The sequence below is a fragment of the Psychrilyobacter sp. genome (genome assembly GCF_049671765.1).
Taxonomy (GTDB): domain Bacteria; phylum Fusobacteriota; class Fusobacteriia; order Fusobacteriales; family Fusobacteriaceae; genus Psychrilyobacter.
The window spans coordinates 1-1,533 of sequence record NZ_JBATVM010000115.1 but is presented as its reverse complement, the minus strand read 5'-3'; the positions used below and the strand labels follow the sequence as shown (position 1 = coordinate 1,533).

The window sequence follows — 1,533 nt, the reverse complement described above, 5'->3', positions numbered from 1 at the left end:
TCCCCATATATTTCATCTGTTTTAAATTCAATTAATTCTTCTACCTGATTATTTATATAAATAACTAGATTCCCTATAAATTTAATTACATTTTCAATAAATGGTATCTCTTCTTCTGTAAATCTAAATTTAGATATTTTTTCTAACATCTCAATATTTCCTATATAAAGTCTGTTTTTTATACTTTCTTCAACATCATTAAATAAAAAACCAAAATAATCAAATTCAAATTTTTGAGCTAATATTTCTTGACTGGAATTTACATTATATTTTCTAATAGAAATTCTATATCTTCCCTCATTTGAATTGTATTCCTTTAAACCTCTCCAAATAATAAAATGATCCAACCATTTTTTTACGTCTTCATCTGCAACATATTCAGATTTATTTATTATTTTTATTTGATTTTTTGATAAAACTTTATGATACGTAACATTTCTAACATACCCATTTATTAATTTCTTATACTCTTTAACATTAGTTTCTATATTTCTTTTCTCTTCAATTTCATTTGTGTAGAAATACAATAAAAAACTATAAATTGTTTTTATTGCAAATATAAATTTTTTATCAATATCTCTTTTCATTCCTTTGTTTATTATATCTAATATCGCTAAAATATCTCCTATTGAAATGTTTTCTGGGTTATTTAAAAAATTAACTATGTTAAAATACTCACCTATTTCTCTATATTCGTTAGTACGTCCATCTAGATGTTCTTTTTCCAAAAATTTTTCTCTATAGATTTCATCTAATATTCTGACTATAAATTTATTTTTTTCTTCTACATCTCTTGTATAAATTTCTTTTATTATCTCTTTTTGATTATCAGTTAAATTCTCTTCCACCCAATGATTCAAAAAATATTCTCTAAATTCATGAAAGTTTTTTGTTTTCATTTCTTTTCTATTCAAACTATCTTTTTTTGGCGTTGTCATTTTATCTAATCTACTTACTAAATTTACAATCTCTCTTAGGTTTTTGGGTACAATATAACTCACTTGAGTTGTGGTATTAAAAAACATCATACCTGTTTTATTATATATATTTGTTCTTATCATTTTTTCTATTGAATTTTTTTCAGTCTTAACCTCCATCATCATACCTAAATTAATATTATCAAAATTTGGAAGGAATAATCTTCTCTCCAATGGTATTAATTTCATTAAATACTTCTCTGCCATATTTTTAGGTTCTTCATCATTCATATGTGATTCTTTTAATAAATCTTCAAACTCTTTTCTTGTATTTCTCTCAAGAATATGACTCAACTGCTGCATCTTTACTGCCATTAAAATCACTGTATTGGGGATGATAAGATATTTTCTTATTTGTTCCACCATCTCATAGGCATATTTAGTACTTAGGTCTATATCATCTATCTCCAACAATAAAATACCATTTTGTTTATCTGAACCGTCATCTGATTTATTAAAAAACTTAAGGTATTTTTTTACTAAATTCGTCATATTTTCTTTTAGATCTGTACTAGCGGACATCTTCAGAAGGGCATCCAATGACTCACCTTTATAT

General features: G+C 24.4%; 1 protein-coding gene. It reads right to left on the bottom strand.

What is annotated here, in order from left to right; translation table 11 throughout:
* Nucleotides 1-1,517 (bottom strand): hypothetical protein (locus tag WBG30_RS05630; protein ID WP_424503667.1); only part of this gene is annotated, 1,517 nt, incomplete at its 3' end.
* Nucleotides 1,518-1,533: the final 16 nt, after the last annotated feature.